The sequence below is a fragment of the Methylobacterium sp. D54C genome, assembly GCF_053345595.1.
Window position 1 is genome coordinate 43,442 of record NZ_JBKFAK010000017.1, and the last position, 25,807, is coordinate 69,248.

Consider the following 25,807-nt stretch of genomic DNA (forward strand, 5'->3'; position numbering starts at 1 on the left):
GGGGCGCGCGGCCCTGCGACACGGCCTCCGCCGGGAGGACCTAGCAACGCGACCGTAGGTCGATCGGCGGCCGCCCGCCACCCGGGCGCGGCAGGGCGGCGGCGCTGCCCCCTCCCCCCGGGTCGCGTTCACCCGCCGCGTCTGCCCCGCCGCGTCTGCCCCGCCGCGCCTACTCCGCCGCCCGCGCGCCGCGCGCCGCGGCCTGCTCCAGGTGCCGGTCGTGGGTGAGGCAGAGGACCGTCACCATGGCGGCGAGGCCGGCCGCCGCGATGAGGAGGAGGCCGCCCGTGAAGGTGCCGGTGGCGTCCTTGATCGCGCCGACCGCGTAGGGCGCGGCGAAGCCGGAGAGGTTGCCGAGGGCGTTGATGATGGCGATGCCGCCGGCCGCCGCGGCGCCGGACAGGTAGGCGGTGGGCAGCGTCCAGATCACCGGGAGGCCGCCGAAGATGCCGAAGGCCGAGACGCTGAACAGGGCCATCTTGGCGTAGGGATCGGAGACCAGCGCCGCCGCGGCCGTGCCGCCGGCCGCGAGCAGCAGCGCGAAGGCCGCGTGCCCCTTGCGCTCGCCCCTGCGGTCCGAGGAGCGCCCGAGGGCGAGCATGCCGACGATCCCGATCGCGAAGGGGATGAGGCTGACGAGACCCGTCTGGACGTTCGTGAGGTCGAAGCCCTTGACGATCTGCGGCAGGAAGAAGCTGAGCCCGTAGAGCAGCGCCACGTTGCCGAAATACACGAAGGCGACGGCGAGCACGCGCCGGTCGAGGAGCGCCTCCGCGACGCTGTAGCGGCGGGCGGATTCGCGCGCCCGCCGCTCCTGCGCGAGGCGCTCGGTGAGCCACGCGCGCTCGTCCTCGGGCAGCCAGGCCGCCTGCGCCGGCCGGTCCGTCAGGAACGCCAGGACGATCCCCGCGAGGATGACGGCGGGCAGCGCCTCGAGGACGTAGAGCCACTGCCAGCCCTTGAAGCCCCAGACCCCGTCGAGGCCCAGCAGCGCCCCCGAGACCGGCGAGCCGATGACGCTCGAGAGCGGGACCGCGGCCATGAAGGCGCCGATGATGCGCGCGCGGTAGCGCGCGGGGAACCACAGCGTGAGGTAGAAGATGATGCCGGGGAAGAACCCGGCCTCCGCGGCGCCCAGCAGCAGGCGCACGGCGTAGAAGCTCTTCTCGCCGACGATGAAGGCCATCGCGCCCGACAGGAGCCCCCAGGTGAGCATGATGCGGGCGATCCACACCCGCGCCCCGACCCGCTCCAAGATCAGGTTCGACGGCACCTCGAAGACGAAGTAGCTCAGGAAGAAGATACCGGCCCCGAGCCCGTAGGCCGTGGCGGAGATGCCGAGGTCCCCGTTCATGGTCAGCGCGGCGAAGCCGACATTGACCCGGTCGAGGTAGGAGATGAAGTAGCAGGTGATCAGGAGGGGCAGGAGCCGCCTGCTGACCCGCCGGATGGCGCGCGCTTCCACATCCATCGTCGCCCCCTCGAGGATCCGGAACGGACGCCGGGCGCCCGATCCGACCGGGCCTCCGGTCGGTTGGCGGGAGACATAGCCGGGCCGTCGGCGGCCCGATAGGAGCGGACGCGGTGCGGCGGCGGGCGCCTACGCGCCGGGGCGGGATCCGGCCCCGCCGCGACCGAGCGCGTCGAGCAGGAGGTCCGCGACGGCCCGGGGCTGCTCCTGCTGAACCCAGTGCCCCGCCCCCGCCACGAAGTGGCAGCCGACCAGGCCCGCGCCGGCGGCCTCCTTCATGCGCTCCAGCGCGCCCGGCGCCTGGAACGGGCCCCAGTCGCGCGCCCCGGACACGAACAGGAGGGGGACCTCGATCCGCCGGCCGGCGAACCGCGCGAGGTCGCGGTCGATGCTGCCATCCATGCGGCACCGGTAGCCCTGGAGCGCGCCCTGGAAGCCGGAGCGCGCGTACTCGGCCGCGTAGACGGCGAGTTCCGCCTCCGTCAGCCAGGCGCAGTCCGCGCCGCCCCGCTCCGGCATCTCCGGCGCCACGGTCGCGGGCATCGTCCGGCCTTCATCCATCACGTAGTAGGTCGGCATCTCGGCGAGGGCCTCTGCCGTCCAGCCGGCGAGCGCGCGGGGTCGATTGTCCGGCCAGTCCGCGCTCTTGTGGTGGAAATAGGCGCGCAGGAACGCGGCGAGGCCCTGGGGACTGCGCTCCATGTCGGCGGCGGCGCGGCGCGTCGCGTAGTAGCGGTGGTAGTGCGTGCGCGGGCGCGGCAGGGCGGCCAGCGCCGCGTGGATCGGGTCGTCGGCCGGCGTCCGGAGGCCGCGGGCCAGGGCGTCGAGCCCCGGCGCCCCCGCGAAGGGCGCGCTCATGAGGGCGACCATGCCGAAGAGATCGGGCCGCGCCAGGGCGCAGTAGCCGCAGACCCAGGACCCGTAATCGTGTCCGACGAGCGCCGCGACCCTGTCGCGCTTCAGGGCGCTCATCAGGCACAGCAGGTCGAGGAGAAGGTTGTGCAGCCGGTAGGGCGCGAGGTCGTCCGCGAAGGCGACCGGCGCGTCCGCGGTGCGGCCGTAGCCCCGGAGGTCGGGGGCGACGACGTGGTAGCCCGCCGCGGCCAGCGCCGGCATGACCTTCCGCCAGGAATAGGCGATCTCGGGGAAGCCGTGCACCAGGAGGATGAGCGGGCGGTCGGGACCGCCGTCGCCCGCCTCCAGCACGTGCATGCGCAGGCCGTTGACGCCCTCGACGAAGCGGGCGCGGATTCCGGCCGGGAGGGCGGCCGGATCGAGCGGGGGCAGGACGTTCGTCACCATGGGCGCGCGCTCCCGTGCCGATTGTTCGACGGCCGCCGAGCGTACACGCTCCGCGATCCGACCGCGAAATCCGACCCGCGCGCATCCGGCCCTGCCCCACCTCCGCGCCCGGTCGGCGCGCCGCCGAACCGTCAGGCGGTCAGGGCGGCGCGGGCCTGCCGGTGCCCGGCCTCGGCCCGCCACGCGTCGCGCTCGGCCTCCAGGCCCTGGATCCGGGCATGGAGTTGCCCGGCATCGATGGCCGTCTCCATCAGCATGTCCTGCGCGCTGGCGAGCTGCTCGCGCAACTCGGAATTCTCGGTCACGAGGGTCAACAGGATCGCCGCCACGTCGTCGCCCATTCGTCCACCTGCCTCACCGTCCGGGGTCGCGGCTGGTAGGACCGGCATGGTTACCGCTCCGGAAAGGATGGCGGCCGGGCGCCCGCGCCGAGGCCCCTGTCCACAGCCGGATGGCACCGGCCGCCGGGAGACCGCCCGCGGGGCGCCCCGTCTCAGCCGCAGGAACAATCGTCCGTGCGGGAAGATGCCGTCATGCGCACCCCGCGCGAACGGAGCTGCTCGCATGTTCATGAAGCTCGACCGCCTTCAGGCCGAACTGCCACAGCCGAAGAAGCCCGATCCCAACGCGGCGGCCGCGCTGCAGGAGCTGCTCGGCGGCAAGTACGGGGAGATGTCGACCCTCGGGAACTACATGTTCCAGAGCTTCAATTTCCGCAACAAGTCGAAGCTGCGCCCCTTCTACAGCCTCGTGTCGAGCATCTTCGCCGAGGAACTCGGGCACGTGGAGCTGGTCTCGACCGGCATCGCGATGCTCAACAACGGCCCCGGCGACGACACCGAGGAGGTCGACGTCTCGAAGGCCCCGTTCCACGACATGCAGGACATCCGGCTCGCCGGCAGCTTCCTGAGCAACGGCGGCGGCGCGACGCCGGTCAATTCCAACGCGCAGTCCTGGAACGTCGACATGGTGACGACGACGGGCAACATTATCATCGACCTGCTGCACAACTTCCACCTGGAGTGCGGCGCGCGCCTGCACAAGCTGCGCGTGTACGAGACCCTGAAGGACCCGACCGGCCGCGAGGTCTGCGGCTACCTGCTCGTGCGCGGTTCGGTGCACGCGCACGCCTACGCGCTGGCGCTCAAGAAGCTGACCGGCGTCGAGATCGAGAAGATGCTGCCGACCCCGAACATCGTTCTCGACAAGATTCCGGAGTGCCAGAAGTATCTGCAGGAGGGCTCGCACCGGCGCCTCTACCGCTTCAGCCCGGACGACTACAAGGAAGCGGCCGGCGTCTGGTCGAACGACGAGGTCGCGCTGCCGGGGGATCCGCCCGGCAACCTGGAGGTCGTCGACGGCCTGCCGGAGGGCGGCAAGATCCCGGAACTCGACGGCAATTACGGGGCCTTCGCGCCCAACTACGCCCCCGAGGAGATCTTCGAGATCGCCAGCAAGCTCTACAAGAAGGGGCGCTGAGGCGCGCTGAGAACCGGGCAGGGCCCCGCGGTCTCAGAACCGCGGGCCGCGCCGTCCCCGGTCAGTACCAGTCGTCGTCGTCGGCGGGCGATCCCGGCGGGAGGGGGCCGTCACCCATCACGCCGGGATCCCCGTAGTTGAACGGAGGTCCGTCGAAGCCGACGACACCGTCCGGATTGTCCGGCGTCACGTTGGGGTCGACCTTCAACTCGGTATCCTCGCGCCCGAGCCGTTGATCGAGGCGATCCATGCGCTTGAGATCCTGCTGGATCGGGATGTCCTGCTGGGCCTGCGCGACGATCGCGGGACTTGCGAGGGCGAACACCAGCGCGGCGACGGTCAAGCGTGTCATAGCAATCGGCCCTTCGCGTCCCGGCGCGCTCCTGAAGTCGATGCATACCGTGGACGGACCACCGAGCATAGCATTGACGGCCGTCAACACTAATCGCGCGTGCATGTCGACCGGGCGCGCTCGGCGAATGCGCGTCGCCGCCCGGCCCGACCGGATCGAGATCTGCCTTTGCGCCGTGAGACGCGCCCTCCTCGCCAGGCATCATGCGGGCACCGTACAGGCCTCGTGCAGGTCAGATCGCGGAAGGCCGGCAATCCTGCGGGCGCCGGGCCTGACCGGTCAGCGCGGCTGGCGGCCGGCCGGGCCGGCGACGTGCGGGCCGGCGGAGCGGTCGGCCGGCACGGGCCGGTGGTAGGTGACGGAGATCTCGGGCAGCATCACCGCGGTGACGTCGGACAGGCCGTGGCGTGCGGCGGATCCCTGCGCGGAGGCGGGCGTCGCGAGGGCGGCGGCGAGGGTCGCGGCGAGCGCGGCGGCAGCGAACAGGCGGACGGTCATGGCAAACCTCTTCTGACTTCGGCACGAAGTCATCCGGTCAACTGTCGCGAGTGAGGAAGATCGTCGTTCCGGCGGTCTTGATCGCCTCGGCTCTGTCGGGCCGAATGTCATCCTTCAACATGGATGTTAGGCCGGCGGTTGCCGCGAATGCGTGCGACGCCGCACAATCGTCAGTATCGGATCGAGCGCGAGGTCTCTTCGTCGCGCCGGACCGGCCCCTTTTGGGCGCGCCCGGCACCGCGGCTCGATCCGGCGCGGCGATGGCCGGCATCCGCGACTCGCGGGCGCGCCGGGGCGCTCCCGCCGGGATTTCGTGGACGGACGTTCGCTTTCCGTACTCATGTGGCATCGGAGTGGCAGCCGGCGCGCGACGGCTCCGCTACGGTGCGGACGTCTCCCTGAGGCGCCCTAGATGCTCATCCCCGCCCCGACCATCCGCCGTCTCCTCATGCTGGGGCTCGTGCTCGTCGCCCTCGTCGCGCTCGCGGACGGCGTGGCCCGCCACGAGTTGCGCACGGCCGCGCGCGCGATGACCCTCGCCGACGCGGCCCCGCAGACGGAGCGCGCGTCGGATGAGTAGACGCTCGCCCCTCGCGGCCGGCCTGACGCTCCTCGCGGCCCTGGCGGGGGCCGAGCCCGCCGCGGCGCTGGCAGCGGAGCCGGCCGACCTGCCGGCCTGGAGCGGGCGTGGCACGGCTGCGTCCGCGAGGCCTTCGACCGGCAGCCGGCGCACCGGAGCAGGCCCAGCCGGGAGCGGGGCGCCCTGGACGCGTGCAAGCCCCAGGAGGACGCCTACGTGGCGGCCCTGATGGCCGCCCGGCCGATCGACGCGAACCGCCCTGCCCTGGCCTGGGCGCGGACCTGGATGGCCTACGTGGTGGATCCGCTGAGGGACTGGATCGCCGCGCTGCATCGCTGAGCCGTCCCAGCCGCGGCCGGGCGGAGGTCGGGCGCGGACGGCCATCCGCGCGGGGCGGGACGCCTGCAGATCTCACGCAGCTCTACCGAAGGTGCGCTCCGAGCATTCGCACCAGTATTGTGCATCCCTTTCCGATGTTCGCGCGTTCCAATCTCGAACCGGCCGATATTTCGGTGCGATTGTCGACATAGAGGAGGCGCGAATGCTGCGCGGTGGATTGCTGTGGCTGCTGGGAATCCCGCTGCCGATCATCCTGTTGCTGTATTTCCTCGGCGTGTTCCACTAGGTCGAGGCGGACAGTCGTCGTGCCCTACACGGTCGAGATCACCACGCCGCCGGTGCGGATCGACGGCGCCGAGCAGGCCTCACGGATGTATCAGCTGCCGGACCCGTTCAGCACGCTGGCCGAGGCCAAGGAAGCGGCGATCGCGCATATCGGGGGTCTCGGCCTCGATCCGGCCGGCATCCTCTACACCGTCTTCGATCGCGAGGGTTTCACGGTCGCCTCCAACGCGGATCAGGGCGCGGGGGCTGGATAGAGCGGGCCGGCGGATCAGGGTCCCGTCCCGCTCTGCGGGGCCCTCCGAGCCCGGAGGCGGCCTCCCAGCCCGCCTCCGGCCGGTGCGCGGCCCGGGATCCGTGCGCGAGCGGTGGCCCTGCAGGTGTTCCGGGACACGCCGGACCTGAAAGCTTGGGCGTACATCGGGATCACACCGCGAACACAGTCGCGAACCCGATGGAGACGACGATGACCTGGACCAACCGCATTGCCCTGGCCGCGACTCTGATCGCCGGCGCGGTCGCCCTCGTGACCTACGCGCAGGCCCTCAGCCTGCCGGCCCATTTCGCGTGAGCGAGACGGGCCCGGCGGCCGTCTCGCTGACCGTCGCCGCCTGAACGCGCGCCGAACGGTTCCGCGGTGCAGCGTGACTCTTCGCACCGCACGCGCTCGGCCGATGCGGCATCATCGTTGCAGTCGGTGATCCCGGCGGTGATCCCGGCGGTGATCCCGGGTCTCGCCCGAGACCCGCTGCTCGATGAGAGGCGTGCACGACATGGTCCTGAAGGGCTTCTCCTACGCGATGATCGGCGCCTTCCTGGGCGGCCTCGCGATGACGGTGACCGGCTCGGCCGGGGTGCTGATGGGCTTCTGAGCCGCGGCGGTCCTCGGGGCCGCCCGGGCGACGGACTGCCCGAACGGACGGCGTGAGCGGCGGGGCGAGAGCCCCGCCGTTCCCGTATGCGGACCCGGACGATGCCGCGGTTCGGATCGAGGCCGCGCTCACGCGACCGGGTCATCCCATCCGATGGCGCGGCGCAGGAAGGTGAGCCCCAGCGCCCGGAACGCCGCCGTCTGCTCGCTGTCCTTGCCGGCGCCGTGCCCGCCGGTCGCGGGCTCGTAGAAGGCGACGTCGCAGCCGAGGACGCGGAGCTTCTGCGCCATCTTCCGCGCGTGGCCGGGATGGACGCGGTCGTCGCCGCGGCTCGTGGCCAGCAGGATCGGCGGGTAGGCCCGCCCGGCCTCGGCGGCGTGGTAGGCGGAGATGCCGGACAGGAACGCCCAGTCCTGCGGGTCGTCCGGATCGCCGTACTCCCCGATCCAGCTCGCGCCGGCCAGGAGCTTCGTGTAGCGGCGCATGTCGATCAGCGGGATCGTGCAGGCCAGCGCCCCGAACCGCTCCGGGTAGCGGGTGAGCATGTTGGCGATCAGCAGGCCTCCGTTCGAGCCGCCCTCGGCCGCGATCCGCCCCGGCCGCGTCACGCCGCGGGCGACGAGATCGGCGGCCACCGCGGCGAAGTCGTCGTGCGCCCGGGCCTTGCCCTCGCGCCGGCCCGCGTGGTGCCACCGGGTGCCGAACTCGCCGCCGCCGCGGATGTTGGCGGTCACGCAGGTGCCGCCCCGCTCCAGCCAGAGCTTGCCCAGCACGGGCTGGTAATCCGGCAGGCGCGAGAGCCCGAACCCGCCATAGGCCGTCAGGTAGACGGGGGCCGCACCGGTCTCGGCCTCCGGTCCGACCTGGACGTAGGGCACGCGCGTCCCGTCCGCCGACCGGGCCTCGTGGCGCGTCACCCGGACGCCGCGCGCGTCGAAGGCCGGGGGCGCCCGACGCAGGACGGCCGGGGCATCGAGCGCGGGCGGGAAGGCGAGCAGCGCCGGCGGCGTCACCGGATCCTGGGCCAGCGCCAGCAGGGCTCCGTCCGCCCGCTCCGGATCGCCGTCGAGGGGCCAGAGATGGACGGAGCCGAGGGCGGGCAGGCCGGCGAGGGGCCGCTCGGTCCAGCCGCCCGGCCCCGGCTCGAAGACCCGGTAGGTGGGACGCAGGTCCTCGAGCACGTCCACGATCAGCCGTCCGGCCGACCAGAACACCCTCTGCAGGGCGAGCCGCGCGTCCGGCTGCCAGAGGACCGTGAAGGCGCGGCCTCCCGCCAGCAGGTCGGGGAGCGCGATCGCCAGCACCGTGTCGGTGTCGTGCGCGACGCCGTCCACCGTCCAGGGCCGCCGCAGCCGCACGGACAGGTGGTCGCGGTGCAGCTGGACCCCGGCATGCGTGGGCAGGTCGAGGCGCGCGCGCAGGCCGCCGCGATCGCCGATATGGACAGCCGCGTCGAAGAAGCCGAGCTGCTCGACGACCGTGATCCGCTCGGTCCCGGCCTGCCGGTCGGACGCGCCCCAGACCGCCATGCTGGTCTCGGCGGTCTCGAACAGGACGGACGCGTCGCGCGGGTCCGTGCCGCGCGGCCAGAGCCGAACGGTGCGCGCGTAACCGGACCGCGTGGCCATGCCCGGGCCGAGGGCGCTCGACAGGAGCACCGTCTCGCGATCGAGCCACGTCGCGCCGCCCTTGCCCTCGGGCAGGACGAAACCGTCGGCCACGAAGGTGCGGGTGTCCAGATCGAACTCGCGGATCACGGCCGCGTCCTTGCCGCCGCGGCTGAGGCGGACGAGGGCGCGATCGAGCGCGTCCCTGAGGATCGTCGCCCCGGCCCAGACCCAGTCCTCGCCCTCCGTCGCCGCGAGATGGTCGAGATCGAGCAGGATCTCCCAGTCCGGGACCGCGGCGCGGTAGCCGGCCGCGTCGACGCGCCGCCACAGGCCGCGGGGATGCGCGCCGTCCGTCCAGAAATTGTAGAGCCAAGTGCCGAAGCGCTGGACGAACGGGATGCGGTCCGGCCGGTCGAGAAGCGCGCGGGCGATGTCGCGGTCGCGGAGGAAGCCGGCATCGCCGTAGCGGGCGAGCGTCTCCGCGTTGCGCGCCTCGACCCAGGCGAGCGCGTCGGGCCCGTCGACCTCCTCCAGCCAGAGGTACGGATCGTCGTCGGGCCGCGCGAGGGTCGGCCTGGGGTCGGGGTGGGGGTCGGTTGCCGCGGACATCAGTGGGAGCGTAGCCCCTGCGCGCCACCCTCGATAGGCGCGCGGCATTCTCCCGATGAGCGGTCAATCGTCTCGGACGCGCAGATGTTCGCACGCCTCGCGCAGGTGGAAAGGACGATCCAGACACGCGGATCAGGACGTTTCCGCATGCGGGCGGCCGATCCCCCTCCCGAACGTCGCCTCCGCGCGCGCCGTCGACTCGGCCGGCAGGCCGCGCAGGTCTCTCGGGCGCATCTATACTTATCTTTCCAGCACCATTCGGACCATATCAGATCTTTGACTGTTTTCGTTTTTATCAAATCAGCACATATGCCTTGCATTCGCACCGATCATGGTATTCAATGATGGTTCTGTCGCGTACGGTCTGGTTCGTGCTCTGAGTCCCCATGGCCTTACCGGGGGTCGCTGCGATGCGCGTCGTCGAACAGGGGTTGCGCAGGTCTCGGCTCGCCGAGGCGGCGATGGTCGGCGTCGCGGGCGCCGCCGTCCTGGTCTCGGGTTGTCTCGGCACCTCGCCCGGATGGGCGGTGGACGCGGACGCGGTCGTCGGGACCTGGCGCCTCGCCGCGGCCACGCGCCGGATCGTGGACACGGGCGAGACCATCGACGCCTACGGCGGCCCGAAGCCGACCGGATGGATCCATTACGGCCTCGACGGGCGCATGATGGTGGTCTGCGCCCACGAAGGCCGAGAGCGGCCGATCGCCAACGACAAGATGTCCGACGCGGACCGGATCAAGCTCCACAAGACCTTCTTCGCCTATGCCGGGACCTACCGGCTCGAGGGCGACCGGATCGTCCACGACATCGACACGTCCTGGAACGAGGCCTGGACCGGGACCTCCCAGGTCCGGCACGTCGCGCAGGAGAACGGGCGGCTCGTCCTCACGACGGTGCCGTTCAAGTTCAACGTCGACGGCAGGATGAGCGTCATCACGCTCACCTGGGAGAAATACCCTTAGCCCGCCCCCGCAGATCCTGTGCCGTCACGCTCTCATCAACCAGAACATTTCACGATGGAGGAAGACATGCTGCGTCCCCACGTCCTGCACGCGACCGTATTCGCTGTCGCCCTGATGACGCCGAGCCTGTGCCGGTCGGACACCGTCCAGGCCGACGCGCAGAGCGCCGCGAGCCAGTGGGACGCGGCGTATAACGGCGGCGACATGGACGCGCTGGCCAAGCTCTACACGCCCGACGCGATCGTCGTCACGAAGGGCGCGCCGCAGACCAGCGACGGCATCCAGAAGTTCTTCGCCGGGCTGAAGGCGAAGGGATGGGACGAGCACAAGACGACGGTCAAATCCGCGCTGCCGAAGGACAACCTGCTCATCGTGTCCGGCCGCTGGGAGATGACCGGCCCCGGGGACGGGGGCGCGAAGAAGAAGTTCGAGGGCAACTGGGTGAACGTGCTGGAGAAGCGCGACGGCGCCTGGCGCACGGTCCTGCACACCTGGAACTGATCGCTCCGCCCAGCCGGGGGACGGCCGGGCGGAGCGCCTCCCGGTCTCAGTGGATCGGGCGCGGAACCGTGCCCCGCGCCCGGGCGGCCGGGCCGCCCTCGGCCGGCGCGACGCCGGCCTCCAGGCTCTCCAGGCTCTGGCTGCGCGGCTCGACGCCGAAGGCCGCGACCGCCACGATCTGCAGGGCGAGCAGCCCGATCATCAGGCCGGTCACGCCCGCGATGCCGTAGGCCTCGAACAGGGTCACGACCAGGAAGGGCGTCACGATGGTCGCCCCGCGCCCGACCGTGTTGCACAGGCCCGAGGCCCGCAGGCGCACCTCGGTCGGGAACAGCTCGGGGATGTAGATCCCGAACAGCAGGGCCACCAGCACGTAGATCGGCACCGTCAGCCCGAACCCGACCAGCGGCAGCAGGACCGGGTCCAGGGTCATCGGGTAGAGGATCCCGAACAGGATGGCCGTCGCCGAGGCGCCGATGATCGTCGGCTTGCGGCCCCAGCGGTCGGCGGTCAGGGCGCCGATGGCGCTGCCCACCGGCGCGCCGAGCCCCATCAGCAGCGCGTAGCCGAAGGAGGTCGCCACCGAGAGGCCCTGCCGGATGAAGAAGGTCGGCAGCCAGGTCACGAAGCCGTACAGCAGGGTGTTGATCACCACGAGGCACAGGCAGCCCAGCAGCAGGCGCGACAGCAGCGGCGGCCGGAACAGGGCGGCGAGCCCGAGCTGCGTGACGGGCGCGGCCGCGGCGGCGGGCGGCAGGGGCGCGCCGCGGGCCGCCTCGGCCTCGATCGCGCGCATCAGCGCCTCGGCCTCGGCGTGGCGCCCCACGGCCTCGAGCCAGCGCGGCGATTCCGGCAGGCTCTTGCGGGCGTACCAGACGGCGAGCGCCCCGAGGCCGCCCAGCGCGAACATCGCCCGCCAGCCGAAGGTCGGGATGATCAGGTAGCCGATCAGGGAGGCGGCCGGCAGGCCCGTGACGACGAACACCGCCATGAGGCCGAGGAAGCGCCCGCGCGAGCGTGCCGGCACGAACTCGGTCATGGTCGAGTAGCCCACGACGTTCTCGGCCCCGAGCCCCACGCCCATGATGAAGCGCAGCACGATCAGCACCGTCATGTTGGGCGCGAAGGCCGCCCCGATGGCGGCCAGCCCGAAGACCAGGAGGTTCGCCTGGTAGGTGAAGCGGCGCCCGTAGCGGTCGCCGAAGAAGCCCGTCAGGAACGAGCCCGCCATCATCCCCACGAAGGTGGCCGAGACGAACCACGCGTTCTGCGGCAGGGTCGAGAAGCCGCTCTTCAGGGTCGCGCCGAGCACGGTGGCGGCGATGTAGATGTCGAACCCGTCGAAGAACATGCCGATCCCGATCAGCCACATGATGCGGCGGTGGAACGGGCCGATCGGCAGGCGGTCGAGGCGGCCTCCGGCGTTGACCGCCTGGCTCACGGCTTCGGACATGGGGCGTTTCCTTCCTCGGGTTCGGGGCCGGCGCGGAAGGGGCCCGTCTGGCGCGGACCTCGCATCCCCCGCGCCGCCGGTCGTCAGTTCAGGCGGCGCTGGCCGGCCGTGTCGCGGTACCAGTCGAAGGGCCCGTCGCCGGTGGCGACCATCACGCTCTTCACGTCGAAATGGTCGTTGAAGCTCTCGATCCCGCACTCGCGGCCGAGCCCGCTGTCGCCGACCCCGCCCCAGGGCGAGGCCGGGTCGAGGCGGTGGTGGTCGTTGATCCAGACGATGCCGGCCTTGACCGCGTGCGCCACCCGGTGGGCCCGGGCGACGTCGCGGGTGCGCACGGCCGCGGCGAGGCCGAAGGGCGAGTCGTTGGCCAGCCGGAGCGCGTCGGCCTCGTCCTCGAAGCGGGTGACGCTGGTGAAGGGCCCGAACACCTCCTCCTGGAAGATGCGCATGTCGGCGGTGACGTCCGCGAACACGGTGGGCTCCACGAAGTAGCCGCCCTCGAAGCCCGGCACCCGGCCCGCCCGCCCGCCCGCCACCGCGCGGGCGCCCTGGTCGCGGCCGTAGCCGGCATAGGCCAGCACCCGCTCGCGCTGGCGCTCGGAGATGACCGGCCCGAGCTGGGTCGCCGGGTCGAAGGGGTCGCCGAGGCGGATCGCGGCGGTCTTGGCGGCGAGCCGCTCCACGAACTCGTCGTAGATCGAGGCCTGGACGAGGTGGCGGCTGCCGCAGACGCAGGTCTGGCCGGCGCCGATGAAGGCGCCGAAGGCCGCGTAGTTCACCGCCCGCTCGACGTCGAAGTCGTCGAACACCATCACGGGGGTCTTGCCGCCGAGCTCCATGGTCTGGTGGGCGAAGACCTTCGCGGCGGCCGAGCCGGCGATCCGGCCGGCCTCGGTGCCGCCGGTGAGCACGAGCTTGTTGATGTCGCCGTGCTCGGCCAGCGCCTTGCCGGTCGAGGCGCCGAGCCCCAGCACGATGTTGAACACGCCCGGCGGCAGGCCGGCCTCGGTGAAGATCTGCGCGAGCTTCAGGGTCGTGAGCGGCGTGTACTCGGAGGGCTTGACCACCGTGGTGCAGCCGGTGGCGAGCACCACCGCCAGCGACTTGCACAGGATCATCAGCGGGTGGTTGAACGGCGTGCAATTCGCCACCACGCCGATCGGGGTGCGGCGGGTGTAGTTGAGGTAGTTGCCCTCGACCGGGATGACGTCGTCGCGCCGCGCCAGCGCCACGCCCGCGAAGTAGCGGAAGAAGTCCGGCAGCCGCGAGAGCTGCGCCCGGGTCTCGTTGACCGGCCGGCCGTTGTTGGTGGTCTCCAGCCGGTAGAGCGTGTCGAGGTTGGCCTCGAACGCGTCGGCGAGCCTGTTCACCAGCCGGGCGCGCGCCCGGATGTCCATCCCGCCCCATTCCCGGCCCTCGAAGGCCGCCCGGGCCGCGCGCATCGCCCGGTCGACGTCGGCCGGCCCCGAATTGGGGATCCGGGCGATCACCGCGCCGGTGGCGGGGTTGCGCACGTCGATCAGCGCGCCGTCGCCGGCCTCGACCTCGCGCCCGTCGATGAAGTTGCCCCGTGTCTCGACGGTCGGTTCCGGCGCGTGCAGGGTCATGGCGTCTCTCCCGTGTCGGGTCCGTTGTCGGGCCGGGTCGGGCCCGGTGTCGTGTTCCACCGCGTCCCTCGGCTCCGCGCCGGGCGCGACCTCGTTCAGAGGACGATCGCGCTGCGTTCCAGGGCGGTCAGGATGCGGCGCTCGGCCTGGGCGACGTGCGCGCGCACGAGGCGGCGCGCCCCGCGCCCGTCGCGGCGCTGCACGGCGTCGATGATGGCGGCGTGCTCGTCCACCAGCTGCGCCGGGTCGCGCCCGCGGATACCGTCGAGGCTGACCCGGACCAGCCGGTCCGCCTGCTCGACGAGGTCGCGCACGGTCGCGGCCATGCGGCGGTTCCCCGACGCCTCGGCGAGGGCGATGTGGAAGGCGCGGTTCTCCGCGATGAAGTCGGCGCCGTCCGCGACGGCGCGGAACGCGTCGAGGGACGCCAGGACGGAAGCGGGCGCGCCGGCCGCGGCCTCGGCCGCGCAGGCCGGCTCCAGGGCGAGGCGCATGCGCAGCAGATCGCGCGCGTCCGCCACCGAAATCGCGTTGATCTGATATCCCTGACGCGCGTGAACCGTGACGAGCCGCTCGCGCTCCAGGCGCAGCAGCGCCTCCCGGACCGGCTGCCGGCTCACGGCGTAGCGCTGGGCCAGTTCCTGCTCGCGCACCTCCGCGCCGGGGCGCAGGACGCAGGCCAGGATGTCGGCGCGGATCGCCGCGTAGATGTTGTCTCGGAGCAGCACGCACGGCCTCGTTCGATCGACACATGCTGCCATTCGTGAAATATCACGTCAACCGGATTGCGAGCGAACGCGTCGGATGCGACAGCGTCGTGGAGCCGCCGGCAGAGGCGGCGGGGGAGGTCTCGGATGCAGGCGATGTTCGCGGATGGCCAGGTCGCGGTGACCCTGTCCGGCGAGGGCCCGCCCCTCGTCCTGCTGCACTCGCTGCTCGCCGACCGGACGAGCTTCGACCGGGTCACCCCGGCGCTCGGCCGCGACTTCCGGCTCCTCGTCCCCGACCTGCCCGGGTTCGGCGCCTCCGCGCCCGCGCCGGGCGGCCTCGAGGCCGTCGCCGACCGGGTCGGCGCGGCATTGCGCGCGGCGGCCGGGGGCCGGCCGGCGGCCGGACTGGGCAACGGCTACGGCGGCTTCGTGCTGCTGCTCTGCGCCCTGCGCCATCCCGACCTCTTCGACCGGCTCGTCTTCGCCGATTGCGGCGCCTGTTTCCCGGAGCCCGGCCGGGCCGCGTTCCGCGGCATGGCCGGCGCGGCGGCCGAGAAGGGGCTCGCGGCGCTCGCCGACACGGCCATGCGCCGGCTGTTCGCGCCGGCGTTCCAGGCCGCGCACCCGGACCTGATGGCCGAGCGCCGGGCCGCCTTCCTGCGCACGGACGTCGACGTGTTCCGGGCGGCCTGCGCGGCCCTGGCCGGCCTCGACCTGCGCGCGCGGCTCTCCGAGATCCGCGCGCCGGCGCTGGTGCTCGTCGGGGAGGAGGACGAGGCGACCCCGCCGGCCATGGCCCGCGAGCTCGCGGCCGGGCTGCCGGACGCGCGGTTCGTGACGCTGCCGGACTGCGCCCACGTCCCGCAGCTCCAGGCCCCCGAGATCTTCGCCCGCGAGGTCCTGGCGTTTCTCCGGCCGGGCGCCGCCTGAGCGGACGCGCGGAACGGTGCTAGGTTCGGCCGCTCCGGCGGGGTCGGCGGCCCCGATCCGCGCGGCCGCGGCGGCGCGCCATCCAGCGAGACGGACATGAAGACATTTTTCGTGCAGATCAAATGCGAGATCGGCAAGACTTACGCCGTGTCCGACGCGCTCGTCGCGATGGAGATCGCGTCCGAGATCTACTCTACGGCCGGACGGTTCGACATCATGGCCAAGTTCCACGTGCTCAACGGCGTCGATATCGGGCTGTTCGTGAACGACTTCCTCCTGCGCCTCGACGGCGTGAAGGATTCCGAGACGATCATCGCCTTCAAGGCCTTCCACTGACGCGCCCGACCGGGCCCGTCGCGCCGGGCCCGCGCGCCGCGGACGTCCGGGGGGCGCCGGCTCAGCGGACGCGCGACGGGTCGATCACCAGGAAGTACTCGCACGCCTCCGTGCCGACGTTGGTGAAGGCGTGCCCGGCATCGGCCTCGAAATACAGGCTGTCGCCGGTCTCCATGATGACCGCGCGCTCGCCGATCACCGCCCGCAGGCGGCCGCGCAGGACGTAGATGTACTCGGACACGCCGCGGCGATGGGCGGTGAACTCGCCGGTGCTGGCGCCCGGCGGCAGCGTGTTGAGCACCCAGTCGATGCCCCGCCCGGGCAGGACCGGCGAGATGCAGCGCCGCAGGTAGCCGGACGCCTCGTCGCGCAGGATCGGCTGGCGGCTCGCCGGGATCACCAGGATCTCGCGCTCCGTCGCGGGCGCCATCAGCCGCGAGAAGGTGACGCCGAGCGCCTCCGCGAGGCGGGACAGCACCACCGTCGACGGCACGGCCTCGGAGCGCTCGATCTTCGAGATCATCGAGCGGCTGACGCCCGAGCGCGCCGCCAGCGTCTCCAGCGACAGGCCCTGCTCCCTGCGGCGCCGCCGGATCTCCTCGGCGATGTGGATCTGCGGGGACGTCTCCGTCGCTGCCGGGTCCGCCCCGATGATCGTCCTCGCCGTCATGCCCCGTCATCCGCGCCCGCGTCCGGCCCGCGCGACCGGGGCGCGGCACCGAGAGAGTCGCCCCCGCCTAGCGCAGGGGCTGCCGAAATGCACCTTGCGCCGCACCTTGCGCCGAAGCGCACTCCGAAACGCGCGTCGCCGGGCTGGCACGCCGCTTGCCTCCACAAGAATGGATTTTTATCCATCACAGTGGAGGATGTACCGTGGCCGATACCGCGTTGCCCCTTGAGGCGTCCCCGGCTCCCGATGCCGGCCCGGTGCCGGTCGCCGACCGGCGCCAGATCGTCTGGTCGAGCGTCATCGGCACGACGGTCGAGTGGTACGACTTCCTGATCTACGGGACGGCCACGGCGCTCGTGTTCAACAAGCTGTTCTTCCCGAGCTTCGACCCGCTGGTCGGCACCATCGCGGCGTTCGGCTCCTACGCGGTGGGCTTCCTGGCGCGCCCCCTCGGCGGCGTCATCTTCGGGCATTTCGGCGACAAGATCGGCCGCAAGGCGATGCTGTCCCTGACCATCATCATCATGGGCCTCGGCACGTTCCTGATCGGGTGCCTGCCGACCTACGCGCAGATCGGCATCTGGGCCCCGATCCTGCTCGTGGCGCTGCGCCTGGTCCAGGGCATCGGGATCGGCGGCGAGTGGGGCGGCGCGGTCCTGATGGTGGTGGAGAGCGTCCCGGCGGAGCGGCGCGGCTTCTTCGGCAGCATCGTCCAGCTCGGCTATCCCCTCGGCGTCATCGCGTCGATCGGGGCCTTCGCGCTGTGCGGCTTCCTGCCGGAGGCGGACTTCCTCGCCTGGGGCTGGCGGATCCCGTTCCTGGCCAGCGCGCTGCTGGTCGGCCTCGGGCTGTTCATCCGCCTGCGCCTGCACGAGACGCCCGCGTTCCAGCGAGTGAAGCGGCGGTCAGCCGTGGCGCGGCTGCCGGTCATGGAGATCCTCACCGAGCACCCGCGCACCTTCCTGAAGGCCGTGGGCCTCAAGGTCTCCGAGATCGCCTACGTCAGTGTCGTGACCGTGTTCTCGATCTCCTACGTGACCGGCCAGCTCGGGCTGTCGCGCAGCATCATCCTGAACGGCATCCTGGTGGCGGCGGTGATCGAGCTCTTCACCCTGCCGGCCTTCGGCTGGCTGTCGGACCGCTACGGCCGCCGGACCCTGTTCGTCGCCGCCTGCCTGTTCTCGATCGCCTTCGCGTTCCCGCTGTTCACCCTGCTCGACACGCGCGACCCGACGATCATCACCCTGACCGTCGCGGTGGCCCTGAGCTTCGGCCAGGGGATCATGTTCGGCACCGGCGCCGCCTGGATGTCCGAGCTGTTCGACGCGCGCCTGCGCTACAGCGGCGCCTCGCTGGGCTTCCAGGTGGGCGCGGCCCTCAGCGGCGGCTTCACCCCGCTGATCGCCGCGGCCCTGCTGGGCTGGAGTTCCGGCGCGACCTGGCCGATCTCCGTCTACCTGATCGCCCTCGCCTGCATCACCCTGACGGCGACGCTCCTCGCCCCGGAGACGGCGCGCAAGCCGATCGACTGACCGGATGAGCCGCCGCCCCGGACGCGCGCGGCGGCTTCCCATACAGTGGATTATCGTCCACTATCTGAAACAGACCGACGCGAGATCGACCGCATGACGAAGCACACCATACGCACCGAGAAGGCCGCTCCGGCGGTCGGGCCCTACGCACAGGGGATCCGGGCCGGCGGGCTGATCTTCGCCTCCGGACAGCTGCCGATCGATCCCGCCACCGGCGCGTTCCCGGACGGGATCGAGGCGCAGACCCGGCGCTCCCTCGCCAACCTCGCCGCCGTCCTCGAGGCGGGCGGCGCCAGCCTCGCGAGCGTCGTGAAGACGACCGTGTTCCTCAAGGACATGGCGGAGTTCGCCGCGATGAACGCGGTCTACGCCGAGCACTTCCCGGGCGAGGCCCCGGCCCGCTCCACGGTCGAGGTCGCGCGCCTGCCGCGCGACGCCCGGGTCGAGATCGAGGCGATCGCGCTCGCCACGGAGGCCGCATGACAACCGAGGCGACCAGCACGATGACCGGCGAGACCGCACCCCGCATGGTCGAGGCCTTCGCGCACGCGGCCGGATCGGCCGCCGTCCGGGTTCCGGGCGGCGCCGCCGGCTGGGTCGGCAGCCTGACCCACATCCACATCGCCCCCGCGGCGAGCTACGAGATGGAGGAGGTGTCCGAGGCCGTGTGCGTGGCCGGCCGCGGGATCGAGGGCGACCGCTACTTCCTCGGCACCGGCACCTACTCGCCCAAGCCCGACGTGCGCGAGGTCACGCTGATCGAGCAGGAGGCCCTCGACGCCCTCAACCGCAACGACCCGCCGCTGCAGGAGGGGCCGCTGCGCCTCCTGCCGGGGGACCATCGGCGCAACCTCACGGTGCGCGGCGTGCCGCTCAACCACTTGGTCGGCCGGCGCTTCCGGGTCGGCGCGGTGATCCTGCGGGGCGGGCGCCTCAACTTCCCCTGCCGCTATCTTGAGGAGCTGCTCGGAATGCCGGTCTACCTGCCGCTCTACAACCGCTCGGGCCTGAACTGCGGGATCGAGAGCGGCGGCGTGATCCGGCCCGGCGACGCGATCGCGCTGCTGGACTGACGGAGCTGCGCGCGATGACGGCCCGCCTGATCATGAAGCTGCGCGTCGCCGACGCGGTCGCGACGACGCCGGAGGTGCTGCACCTCGGTCTGGTCCATCCCGCGCGCCCGGAACTCCCCGCCTGGACGGCCGGCGCCCACGTCGACCTGCGCCTGCCGGACGGGCGGGTGCGGCAGTACTCGCTGTGCGGCGACCCGGCCGACCGAAGCCGCTACGAGATCGCGATCAAGCGGGAGGCGGCCGGCCGGGGTGGCTCGGCCTGGGCGCACGAGACGCTCGCGCCCGGGGCGTTCGCCCACGTCTCGGCGCCCCGCAACAACTTCCCCCTCGACCCCGAGGCGCGCCGCCACCTGCTCGTGGCCGGCGGGATCGGGGTGACGCCCCTGCTCGCCATGGCGCGCGCGCTCGCCGCGTCGGGGGCGGAGTTCGTGTTCCACCTCTGCGCCCCCTCCCCCGAGGCGGCGCCGCTGCTGGCGGCGGTGCGGGCGGTCTGCGGGCCGCGCCTCCGGTGCTGGTTCGGGTCCGAGGGGTGGCGCTTCGACCCCGACGCCCTCGGCCCGGCCGAGACCGGGACCCACGCCTACGCCTGCGGGCCGCGGCGCCTCATGGACGCGGTCCAGGAGGGTCTGGTCGTGCGGGGCTGGCCCGCCGAGCGGGTGCACAGCGAGCATTTCGAGCCGCTGCGCGACGAGGGCTTCGTACCGGAGCCGTTCGAGGCGCGCATCGCCTCCACCGGGCAGGTGCTCCACGTGCCCGCCGACTGGTCGCTGCTCGACGTGCTGCGCGGCGCGGGGCTCGACCTGCCCTCCTCCTGCGAGTTCGGCGTCTGCGGCGCCTGCGAGTGCGGCTATCGCGACGGCGCGGTCCTCCACCGCGACGCGGTCCTGCCGCTCGCCAAGCGCGGGAGCCGCATGATGCCCTGCGTCTCACGTGCGCGGGACGCCGTGACGCTCGAGCTCTGACGGCCGGACCCGCGCTGCGGCGTTATCAGACGTGCGGCCCCGCGCGGGCGACGACGCCGGCAGCCTCGCCGCGCGGCCCGCGCGACCGTGAGCTGCGCCAGCGCGCCGCACGATTCGGATCAGCGAACCTCACGCGGCGGATGGCGATGCCGCGCGGGCTGGGTTAGCCCGCCTCGATCGCGCCATCGCCGTGGGGCAGTGCCCCGCCCGCCAAGAGGAGGTTGTGAGAATGAGCCGATCCACGCTGTCCATCAGCGCCGGTCTGGCGGCGGCCGCAGTCGTCCTGGCGGGCCTCTGGATCTCCTACGGGCCCCGCCCTCACGCGAGCCGCGACAGGCAGGCGTCCACGGCGATCCCCGTGTCCAAGCAGGACCGATCCGGGATCGACCCGCAGGGCGAGGCCATCCGGTCCGTCTATCCGGGGCCGAACGCCGGATCCGCCCCGCGCGTCGCCCCGGCACCGCGGAACGCGACAGCCGCCCCCCCGTCGTCCCTGGCGGCAACCCCGCCCGCATCGCCGCCCGCATCGCCGGCAGCGTCGCCGGCAGTGTCGCCGGATGCCCCCGCGGCGAGCGGGGTGGCGAAGCCGGCGGCGCCGCCGCCGCAGCAGGCCGAGGGCGCGCCGGGCTCCGGCCAGCCGCCGGCCTCTCCGGGCCAGGGCGTCGACCTCAACACGGCGTCCGTCGAGGAGCTGAACGCCCTCGGGGCCGGCATGATCGGGCGCCGGATCGTCGCGTTCCGGCCCTACGGCTCCCCGGAGGATCTTGTGACCCGGCGTGTCCTGAAGAAGGCCGATTACGAGGCGATCAGGGCTGCCGTCGCGGTGCGGCAGACCGAGTCCGCTGGCGCGGGCCGCCCGGATTGAGGGTCGAGGCCCGTCGGCACCGAGCCGGGCTCGCCGGTCCCACGGGTGCCAGGGGCCACGGCCCGGACGCTACGCGCGCTTCGACGGGGCGGGCTGTTTGGCGGCGAGACGTTTGCCGAGCCGCTCGATGTCGACGATCATCCGCTCGTGCGTCCCGGCCCCGATCTGCTCCGACTCGTCCCAGGCCGCGACGCGGAACTGGATCTGGCGTCCGGCGACGCCGACCACCTCGGCTTCCGCCCGGACGCGGTGCCCGACCGGCGTCGCCGCCATGTGGGTCACGTCCACCTTGGTCCCGACGGCGCTCTCGCCGGGATCGAGGTACTGGCGGACGGCGTTCAGCGCCGCGTTCTCCATGATCAGGACCATCATCGGCGTGGCGAAGACCGGCGGAAGGATGTTGTCCTTGAACTGGCTGGCCAGATGTGACGGCCCGACCAGCATGGCGAAGCTCCCCTTCGCCCCCAACGGGATGTCCTGCATGCGCGCGCTCCAGATCCGTTTCGGCCCGATGACCGATAGGTAGGGCCGAGGGACCGCGTCCGGACATCCCGGGACCTTCGCCGCACGCAGCCCAGCCCCCTCCCCGCCGTTCGGCCAGGCACAGGAACCCCGGCACGAGAACCCCGGACCGGGAACCCCGGGAAGGGAGGGACGAGCGCCCGAGGGCGCACCGCGTCCGGTCAGCGCCGACGGCGGGGCTGGCCGGCCGCCTCGAGGATGAGGTCCGCGATATCCGGAGCGCGCGAGATCAGGGACAGGTGGCTCGCCCGGAGCTCGACGGTCCGCGCGTTCATGCGCTGGGCCATGAACCGTTCGAGGTCCGGGTCGATGGTCCGATCCTCGGTCGACACCGCGTAGAAGCTCGGCTTCGAGCGCCAGGCGGCCTGGGTGGTCCGTCCCGTCAGCAGGGCCTTGCGGAACGGCTGCTGGACCGCGAACAGCACCCGCGCCTTCTCCACCGGCAGGTCGCCCGCGAAATCCCGCAGGAACGCCGCCTCGCTTAGGCGCCCCTCGTCGCCGTCGAACACGATGCCGGCCGAGGCGGGCGGGGTCGGGTAGGCCTTCGCCAGCGCCGCGTAATCCTCGTTCGCGTCCGGCGCCCGCGCCGCCACGTAGACCAGCGCCGAGACCTTCGGGTCGATCCCGGCCTCGGTCACGATCATGCCGGAGAACGAGTGGCCGACGAGGACGGTCGGTCCCTCCTGGCGGGCCAGCACGCGCTGCGCCGAGGCCACCGCTTCCGCGAGGGTGGTCAGCGGGTTCTGCACGGAGGTGACGGAGAGGCCGGCCGCCTGCAGGTGCGGGATCACCTCCGACCAGCACGACCCGTCGGCGAACAGCCCGTGGACCAGCACGGCGTTGCGCGCCCGCGGCAGGTCCTGGGCGGTGGCCGGTCCGGGCAGCAGCGCGGCGGCCGCGCCGGCGGCAAGGGTGCGGGTCAGCGTTCTGCGCGTCATCATGGGGGCGCCTCCATCCGGACTCGTCGATGCGGGACGTACCGTCCCTGTTCGCCGCCGGCGCGGGAAGGATACGGCCTCGGGCCGCCCAGGGCGCATCTCGGCGCGCATCTCGGCGCGCATCTCGGCGCGACCCGGCGGCCGCCGGGACCGCGCGCGGACGGGCACATCCGGGCGCAAGCGTCCCGGGATGTTACCCAGATATGCTGCGCGATGCTGGACGAGGGCGGCCTTTCAGCCTCTCATGGCGGCACGAATTGAGTAAAAACCGGGAGAGGAAACCGAGATGCTGCGACGCGTGCTGCGTCGGCTGACGGCTGCGGCCTCGCTGACAGTGCTGACAGTGCTGACATTCGCCGTTCCGGCCGGCGCCGAGGAGCCGCTGCGCTTCGAGGTCGATCCGGCCTGGCCGCAGCGCCTGCCGAACGACTGGATCATGGGTCAGGCGGCGGGCGTCGCGGTCGACGCGCAGGACAATGTCTGGGTGATACAGCGGCCGCGCACCCTCACCGACGACGAGAAGGCCGCGAGCCTCGATCCGCCCCGCACCCGCTGCTGCAAGCCGGCGCCCCCGGTCCTCGTCTTCGACCAGGCCGGGCGCCTGGTGAAGTCCTGGGGCGGCCCGGGCGAGGGCTATCAGTGGCCCCAGAACGAGCACGGCATCCACATTGACCACAAGGGCTTCGTCTGGCTCGCCGGCAACGGCGACACCGACGGCCAGATCCTGAAATTCACCCCGGACGGCAAGTTCGTGCTGCAGATCGGCAAGCAGGGGCCGCAGACCGACAGCCGGGACACGAGCCGCCTCGGCAAGCCGGCCGGCATGATGGTCGATCCGGAGACGAACGAGCTCTACGTGGCCGACGGCTACTACAACCACCGCGTCATCGTGTTCGACGCGGAGACCGGCGCGTTCAAGCGGATGTGGGGCGCCTACGGCAAGCCGCCGACCGACGACAAGCTCGGCCCCTACGATCCGGCGGCGGCCCCGTCCCAGCAATTCGCCAACCCGGTGCACTGCGTGCAGGTCGCCCGCGACGGCCTCGTCTACGTGTGTGACCGGACCAACGACCGGATCCAGGTGTTCCGGAAGGACGGCACCTTCGTGAAGGAGATGTTCGTCGAGAAGAACACCCGGGCCAACGGCTCGGTCTGGGAACTCGCCCTGTGGCCGGACGAGCGCCAGACCTACCTGCTCAACGCCGACGGGGCCAACAACGAGGTCCGCACCCTGAACCGCGACACCGGCGAGATCCTCGGCCGCTTCGGCCGCAACGGCCGGATGGCCGGCGACTTCCACTGGGTCCACAACCTCGCCATCGACTCCAAGGGCAACGTCTTCACCACCGAGGTCGACACCGGCAAGCGCGCGCAGAAGTTCCTGTTCCGGGGCGACATGGTGCTGCGCAAGCGCGCCGCCCTGCCGGAGGGCGGCGCGCGATGATCGCGGCGGCCGATCCGGCCACGCCGGTCGCCGGCGCCGACTGCGCGTGCTGCCTGCCCCGGCGCGGCTTCCTGGGCCGCCTCGCGGGGCTGGGTGCGGCGGCGCTGACGGCCGGCGCCGCGCGGGCCGAGCCGTCGCGCTACACGGGTCTGGTGATCGATTGCCACGGGCACTACACCACCGAGCCGGCCGCCATGCTGGACTGGCGCAAGCGCCAGATCGGCGCGCTCAACGACCCGGGCCAGTCCCCCAAGCCGTCGGACCTGCAAGTCAGCGACGACGCGGTGCGCGCCAGCGTGAGCGGGCGGCAGCTCAAGCTCCAGTCCGAGCGCGGCATCTCCCTGGCGCTGTTCTCGCCGCGGGCCGGCGGGATGGGCCACCATATCGGCACGGCCCGCACCAGCCTCGACTGGTCGATCGTGTCGAACGACATGATCCACCGGGTGACGAGCCTGATGCCGCAGAACTTCGTCGGCGTCTGCCAGCTGCCGCAATCGCCGGGTGTCTCGCCCAAGAACTGCACGGCCGAGCTCGAGCGCTGCGTCAAGGAGCTCGGCTTCGTCGGCTGCAACGTCAACCCGGACCCGTCGGGGGGCTACTGGACCGATCCGCCGCTCTCCGACCGGTTCTGGTACCCGCTCTGGGAGAAGATGGTCGAGCTCGACGTGCCCGGCATGGTGCATGTCAGCGCCTCGGCCAATCCCAACTTCCACGCGACCGGGGCGCACTACATCAACGGCGACACCACCGCCTTCATGCAGTTCGTGACCTCGGACCTGTTCAAGGACTTTCCGACGCTGCGCCTGATCATCCCGCACGGCGGGGGTGCCGTGCCCTATCACTGGGGACGCTACCGGGGGCTGGCCCAGGACATGAAGCGGCCGCCGCTGTCCGAGCTGATGCGCAACGTCTTCTTCGACACCTGCGTCTACCATCAGCCCGGCATCGACCTGCTGCTCAAGGTCGTCCCGCGCGAGAACGTGCTGTTCGCCTCAGAGATGGTCGGCGCGGTGAACGGGGTCGATCCCGAGACCGGCCACGCCTACGACGACACCAAGCGCTACGTCGAGGCCGCGGCGATCCCGGACGCGGACCGGGCCAAGATCTACGCCGGGAACGCGCTGCGCGTGTATCCGCGACTCGCGGCGCGGCTCCGGTCGGCCGGCGTGACGCCGTAGGGCCGCCGAGGGCCCCGGAGGAGTCGCAGAGGCGGGGCTGACCCGATCGCGGATCCGCCGGCGCGCGCCTGCCGGTGACCGGGCGAATGTGTCTCAGATCGACGGCGCCGCCGCGCGAACGATGTTGGTCCCAGGGCCGGACCGGCGGGTGAAGCGGGGATGTCGTTCATGAGGGTCACGATCTGCGCCGTCGCGCTCTGCCTTGTCGCGGGCCTGGGCCACGCTCAGGAGGCCGGACAGACGGTCGCCGGCGAGGGCGATTGGGTGCTCAGGAAATCGGCGGCCCCGTCGAGCGGCGACGTCGCCTGCGTTCTGGCGCCGAAGGCGCGGTCGCGCATCCAGATCGTCGGCGACCGCATCGAGATCACCGGCCTACCGAAGAATTCCATCTTCAATTATCAGTATCGGATCGACGACGGACCTGTTTCAAACGCGATGTTTCCCACAACGCAGATGCAGGACGCCGGAGTGATCACGCTGAACGGGGACGTATTGAAAGATATTCTGGCCGGTCGACGCTTCAGCATCCGCCTGCTGGACCGATGGCACGAGGCCATCACGGAGGAGATCAGCCTCTCCGGGCTGCGCGGCCTGATCGACAAGCGGGCCGAGGCCTGCAGGTAGCCGGGGCCTCACGCAGCGCGCCGGAGCCCCCTCCCCCGTGCGGGCGGATCGCGCGCGGCGGATCTCGGGGACCGGCGGCCTCGCGACCGGTCCGCCCCGGCGGCGC

The 25,807-nt window shown here is 72.1% G+C and carries 29 protein-coding genes; 17 read left to right on the plus strand and 12 right to left on the minus strand.

The window, feature by feature from the left end:
• Positions 1-169 precede the first annotated feature (169 nt).
• From ACLBYB_RS24235 to ACLBYB_RS24245, 3 genes are all read right to left on the minus strand, one after another.
• The gene (locus ACLBYB_RS24235) at positions 170-1,471 is read right to left on the minus strand and encodes an MFS transporter (protein ID WP_447700313.1); all 1,302 of its coding nucleotides are present in this window, start codon (positions 1,469-1,471) and stop codon (positions 170-172) included.
• Positions 1,472-1,600: 129 nt separating this feature from the next.
• Positions 1,601-2,773 carry an alpha/beta fold hydrolase gene (locus tag ACLBYB_RS24240; RefSeq protein WP_447700314.1) on the minus strand — a complete coding sequence of 391 codons (1,173 nt, stop codon included), beginning with the start codon at positions 2,771-2,773 and terminating at the stop codon, positions 1,601-1,603.
• A 131-nt stretch (positions 2,774-2,904) separates the two neighbouring features.
• Positions 2,905-3,114, minus strand: coding sequence for a hypothetical protein (locus ACLBYB_RS24245; protein WP_020095863.1), 210 nt, complete (start codon positions 3,112-3,114; stop codon positions 2,905-2,907).
• A 223-nt stretch (positions 3,115-3,337) separates the two neighbouring features.
• Here ACLBYB_RS24245 and ACLBYB_RS24250 point away from each other — a divergent pair, with 223 nt between their 5' ends.
• Entirely contained in the window at positions 3,338-4,252 is a 915-nt protein-coding gene (locus ACLBYB_RS24250; protein ID WP_010685278.1) for a manganese catalase family protein, read from the plus strand.
• 61 nt (positions 4,253-4,313) lie between these two features.
• Here ACLBYB_RS24250 and ACLBYB_RS24255 read toward each other — a convergent pair whose 3' ends face one another.
• Together ACLBYB_RS24255 and ACLBYB_RS24260 are read right to left on the minus strand one after the other, a co-directional pair.
• Positions 4,314-4,604, minus strand: a complete 291-nt coding sequence (locus tag ACLBYB_RS24255) for a hypothetical protein (protein WP_026605349.1) — start codon at positions 4,602-4,604, stop codon at positions 4,314-4,316.
• A gap of 279 nt (positions 4,605-4,883) precedes the next feature.
• A complete protein-coding gene (locus ACLBYB_RS24260; protein WP_020095860.1) occupies positions 4,884-5,102 on the minus strand; it encodes a hypothetical protein in 219 nt (72 codons plus the stop codon).
• Between the two features lie 412 nt (positions 5,103-5,514).
• Here ACLBYB_RS24260 and ACLBYB_RS24265 point away from each other — a divergent pair, with 412 nt between their 5' ends.
• The 4 genes from ACLBYB_RS24265 (at position 5,515) to ACLBYB_RS24280 (ending at position 6,560) form a co-directional block, all read left to right on the plus strand.
• On the plus strand, positions 5,515-5,682 hold the full coding sequence (locus tag ACLBYB_RS24265) for a hypothetical protein (RefSeq protein ID WP_020095859.1): 168 nt from the start codon (positions 5,515-5,517) through the stop codon (positions 5,680-5,682).
• A 216-nt stretch (positions 5,683-5,898) separates the two neighbouring features.
• Complete coding sequence (locus ACLBYB_RS24270) at positions 5,899-6,021, plus strand: hypothetical protein (protein ID WP_331297492.1); 123 nt, start codon at positions 5,899-5,901, stop codon at positions 6,019-6,021.
• A 91-nt stretch (positions 6,022-6,112) separates the two neighbouring features.
• Entirely contained in the window at positions 6,113-6,307 is a 195-nt protein-coding gene (locus ACLBYB_RS24275) for a hypothetical protein (RefSeq protein WP_128083422.1), read from the plus strand.
• 19 nt (positions 6,308-6,326) lie between these two features.
• Positions 6,327-6,560 carry a hypothetical protein gene (locus tag ACLBYB_RS24280; RefSeq protein WP_020095857.1) on the plus strand — a complete coding sequence of 78 codons (234 nt, stop codon included), beginning with the start codon at positions 6,327-6,329 and terminating at the stop codon, positions 6,558-6,560.
• 743 nt (positions 6,561-7,303) lie between these two features.
• Here the strand turns inward: ACLBYB_RS24280 and ACLBYB_RS24285 are convergent.
• Positions 7,304-9,394: a prolyl oligopeptidase family serine peptidase gene (locus ACLBYB_RS24285; RefSeq protein ID WP_447700315.1), complete on the minus strand. Its 2,091-nt coding sequence runs from the start codon at positions 9,392-9,394 to the stop codon at positions 7,304-7,306.
• Positions 9,395-9,804: 410 nt separating this feature from the next.
• On the opposite strand from ACLBYB_RS24285, the gene ACLBYB_RS24290 reads away from it, so the two are divergent.
• Positions 9,805-10,356, plus strand: a complete 552-nt coding sequence (locus tag ACLBYB_RS24290) for a lipocalin-like domain-containing protein (RefSeq protein ID WP_447700316.1) — start codon at positions 9,805-9,807, stop codon at positions 10,354-10,356.
• A gap of 66 nt (positions 10,357-10,422) precedes the next feature.
• Complete coding sequence (locus ACLBYB_RS24295) at positions 10,423-10,857, plus strand: YybH family protein (protein ID WP_020096170.1); 435 nt, start codon at positions 10,423-10,425, stop codon at positions 10,855-10,857.
• Positions 10,858-10,903: 46 nt separating this feature from the next.
• On the opposite strand, the gene ACLBYB_RS24300 is transcribed toward ACLBYB_RS24295, so the two are convergent.
• From ACLBYB_RS24300 to ACLBYB_RS24310, 3 genes are all read right to left on the minus strand, one after another.
• Positions 10,904-12,310, minus strand: coding sequence for an MFS transporter (locus ACLBYB_RS24300; RefSeq protein ID WP_447700317.1), 1,407 nt, complete (start codon positions 12,308-12,310; stop codon positions 10,904-10,906).
• Between the two features lie 83 nt (positions 12,311-12,393).
• Complete coding sequence (locus ACLBYB_RS24305; protein ID WP_447700318.1) at positions 12,394-13,917, minus strand: aldehyde dehydrogenase; 1,524 nt, start codon at positions 13,915-13,917, stop codon at positions 12,394-12,396.
• A gap of 95 nt (positions 13,918-14,012) precedes the next feature.
• Entirely contained in the window at positions 14,013-14,645 is a 633-nt protein-coding gene (locus tag ACLBYB_RS24310; protein WP_020096173.1) for a GntR family transcriptional regulator, read from the minus strand.
• A 126-nt stretch (positions 14,646-14,771) separates the two neighbouring features.
• Between ACLBYB_RS24310 and ACLBYB_RS24315 the strand changes: the two genes are divergently transcribed.
• Positions 14,772-15,557, plus strand: coding sequence for an alpha/beta fold hydrolase (locus tag ACLBYB_RS24315; protein WP_447700319.1), 786 nt, complete (start codon positions 14,772-14,774; stop codon positions 15,555-15,557).
• Between the two features lie 96 nt (positions 15,558-15,653).
• Positions 15,654-15,893 carry an Lrp/AsnC ligand binding domain-containing protein gene (locus ACLBYB_RS24320; protein WP_447700320.1) on the plus strand — a complete coding sequence of 80 codons (240 nt, stop codon included), beginning with the start codon at positions 15,654-15,656 and terminating at the stop codon, positions 15,891-15,893.
• A gap of 61 nt (positions 15,894-15,954) precedes the next feature.
• Here ACLBYB_RS24320 and ACLBYB_RS24325 read toward each other — a convergent pair whose 3' ends face one another.
• On the minus strand, positions 15,955-16,563 hold the full coding sequence (locus ACLBYB_RS24325) for a helix-turn-helix domain-containing protein (protein ID WP_020096176.1): 609 nt from the start codon (positions 16,561-16,563) through the stop codon (positions 15,955-15,957).
• A 203-nt stretch (positions 16,564-16,766) separates the two neighbouring features.
• Here ACLBYB_RS24325 and ACLBYB_RS24330 point away from each other — a divergent pair, with 203 nt between their 5' ends.
• From ACLBYB_RS24330 to ACLBYB_RS24350, 5 genes are all read left to right on the plus strand, one after another.
• Positions 16,767-18,095 carry an MFS transporter gene (locus tag ACLBYB_RS24330; protein WP_447700321.1) on the plus strand — a complete coding sequence of 443 codons (1,329 nt, stop codon included), beginning with the start codon at positions 16,767-16,769 and terminating at the stop codon, positions 18,093-18,095.
• Positions 18,096-18,188: 93 nt separating this feature from the next.
• A complete protein-coding gene (locus tag ACLBYB_RS24335; RefSeq protein WP_447700322.1) occupies positions 18,189-18,578 on the plus strand; it encodes a RidA family protein in 390 nt (129 codons plus the stop codon).
• A gap of 20 nt (positions 18,579-18,598) precedes the next feature.
• A complete protein-coding gene (locus ACLBYB_RS24340; protein WP_026605417.1) occupies positions 18,599-19,168 on the plus strand; it encodes an MOSC domain-containing protein in 570 nt (189 codons plus the stop codon).
• A gap of 14 nt (positions 19,169-19,182) precedes the next feature.
• Positions 19,183-20,130 carry a PDR/VanB family oxidoreductase gene (locus tag ACLBYB_RS24345; RefSeq protein WP_447700323.1) on the plus strand — a complete coding sequence of 316 codons (948 nt, stop codon included), beginning with the start codon at positions 19,183-19,185 and terminating at the stop codon, positions 20,128-20,130.
• 577 nt (positions 20,131-20,707) lie between these two features.
• Positions 20,708-20,995 (plus strand): helix-hairpin-helix domain-containing protein, encoded by a 288-nt coding sequence (locus ACLBYB_RS24350; protein ID WP_244527020.1) that lies wholly within the window; start codon positions 20,708-20,710, stop codon positions 20,993-20,995.
• Positions 20,996-21,064: 69 nt separating this feature from the next.
• On the opposite strand, the gene ACLBYB_RS24355 is transcribed toward ACLBYB_RS24350, so the two are convergent.
• Positions 21,065-21,478, minus strand: a complete 414-nt coding sequence (locus ACLBYB_RS24355; protein ID WP_091927586.1) for a thioesterase family protein — start codon at positions 21,476-21,478, stop codon at positions 21,065-21,067.
• A gap of 200 nt (positions 21,479-21,678) precedes the next feature.
• Positions 21,679-22,458: an alpha/beta fold hydrolase gene (locus tag ACLBYB_RS24360; protein WP_447700324.1), complete on the minus strand. Its 780-nt coding sequence runs from the start codon at positions 22,456-22,458 to the stop codon at positions 21,679-21,681.
• A gap of 283 nt (positions 22,459-22,741) precedes the next feature.
• Here ACLBYB_RS24360 and ACLBYB_RS24365 point away from each other — a divergent pair, with 283 nt between their 5' ends.
• From ACLBYB_RS24365 to ACLBYB_RS24375, 3 genes are all read left to right on the plus strand, one after another.
• Positions 22,742-23,899 carry a hypothetical protein gene (locus ACLBYB_RS24365; protein WP_447700325.1) on the plus strand — a complete coding sequence of 386 codons (1,158 nt, stop codon included), beginning with the start codon at positions 22,742-22,744 and terminating at the stop codon, positions 23,897-23,899.
• 149 nt (positions 23,900-24,048) lie between these two features.
• Positions 24,049-25,077 (plus strand): amidohydrolase family protein, encoded by a 1,029-nt coding sequence (locus ACLBYB_RS24370; protein ID WP_056524304.1) that lies wholly within the window; start codon positions 24,049-24,051, stop codon positions 25,075-25,077.
• A 168-nt stretch (positions 25,078-25,245) separates the two neighbouring features.
• A complete protein-coding gene (locus ACLBYB_RS24375) occupies positions 25,246-25,701 on the plus strand; it encodes a hypothetical protein (RefSeq protein WP_447700326.1) in 456 nt (151 codons plus the stop codon).
• Positions 25,702-25,807 lie beyond the last annotated feature (106 nt).